A 1,009-nucleotide genomic window follows, 5' to 3' on the forward strand; every position below is an offset into this window, starting at 1 on the left:
CATCAAATACGCCGCAAAAGCAATGGTGGGCTGTGCAATGTCTGTAACGGGCGGCTTGCTTGATTTGCATAAATTTATAAAGAGGTAAAATATGCGTATTTTAGGCAGCATTATTTGGTTTTTTGTGGGCGGTTGGATCTTGGCTATCTTAACTTATTTGTCGGGTTTAGTCCTTAACCATTTTAGTCGTGACCGCTCCCGTGGGCTTAGGTCTTATGGAATACGGCAAATCCTTATTTTTATCCTTTACGCACGATATGGCGCGCAAAAATAAAAGCTCGCTTATCGTCGCCGCAAAGTCGCTGCAAAACTGCGAATATGACGTAACTCCCCAAAAAGTATCCGTAGCGACGATAATAGCTACAGTTTGTATCGTAGCGATTGCCTTGCCTGCAGTAGCGATTGCGGAACCGGGGCTGACTACTAGAGATGATGCGGAGATCTCTAAGTTGGCGACAAATTTAAGTACCGTTAGATACGAGCTAGAGGCTTACTATAGCTCTCAAGGCAAATTCGCATCTGATTTTTCAGCTATGACTAACGTTCCATTAGAGCCTAACGGAGCAAATTCGGCGTATCTAATGGGCGCGAATATCCACAAATGCTTCATAATCAGCTTAGATGCTAAAAAGAAAACCATCATCATAGAAAAAGGTCCCGATGCCGAAAATAATATCTGCCGGGGAGCGTATGAATTACCGGGCGTCCCTAAAATGCTATCGGAGCTTATTAGCGTAAAAAAGAGTTATTAATTCACGCGATTTAAGCGTAGATTAGATTTATCGCAGCGGATTTAAGAGCCCTGAAATTTTATATAAAATTTCGTCTTAAATTTTATGCCGCCTTATGCGCATGAAAGTGATCTACTCGAAAATCAGATAAAGTTGCGCGCTTTGGTGTGAAATTTAGCCACGATTTGAGTGAGCCTAAGTTCCATAAAATTACGCGGTTAGAATTTTAACGCCGTTTTAAGATTATTTTTGTAAAATCACATTTCTTTTTTACCGCT

At 41.1% G+C, this 1,009-nt stretch carries 1 protein-coding gene; it reads left to right on the plus strand.

The features are described from left to right. Positions 1 to 188: 188 nt before the first annotated feature. Positions 189 to 752, plus strand: coding sequence for a hypothetical protein (locus tag Q0340_RS04570; RefSeq protein ID WP_298082353.1), 564 nt, complete (start codon positions 189 to 191; stop codon positions 750 to 752). The last annotated feature ends 257 nt before the right edge of the window (positions 753 to 1,009 follow it).

The organism is uncultured Campylobacter sp., from assembly GCF_938045595.1.
Lineage (GTDB): Bacteria > Campylobacterota > Campylobacteria > Campylobacterales > Campylobacteraceae > Campylobacter_B.